The organism is Pseudomonas sp. SIMBA_067, assembly GCF_046534675.1.
Taxonomy (GTDB): domain Bacteria; phylum Pseudomonadota; class Gammaproteobacteria; order Pseudomonadales; family Pseudomonadaceae; genus Aquipseudomonas; species Aquipseudomonas putida.
In genome coordinates this window covers 1-248 of the sequence record NZ_JAWRYH010001038.1, presented here as the reverse complement: position 1 = coordinate 248, position 248 = coordinate 1, and the positions used below count along the sequence as shown (strand labels likewise).

Below are 248 nucleotides of genomic sequence, written 5' to 3'. Positions count from 1 at the left end.
CTTCCGGCGACTTTCGCCGGAAGACCAGCGGCGGGTGTTCATCACGCTGACCGACAAGGGGCAGCAGGCGTTTCTGGCCATGAGCGAAGAAATGGCCCGCAACTACGACAGGATCCTCAGCCAGTTCGGCGAGGCAAAACTCGAGCAACTGATGCAACTGCTCAACGAGATGAAAAAGATCAAACCGTGATACGCCAACGGCCTTGTTTCATCGGCTGATGGCGCCATGGAAAGTACAATTTTCCCGC

The 248-nt window shown here is 56.0% G+C and carries 1 protein-coding gene; it reads left to right on the top strand.

Annotated features, from left to right (window positions below):
* Positions 1-190, top strand: a 190-nt coding sequence (locus tag SB765_RS32375; protein ID WP_410932860.1) for a MarR family winged helix-turn-helix transcriptional regulator, incomplete at its 5' end; no start/stop codon positions are given.
* Positions 191-248 lie beyond the last annotated feature (58 nt).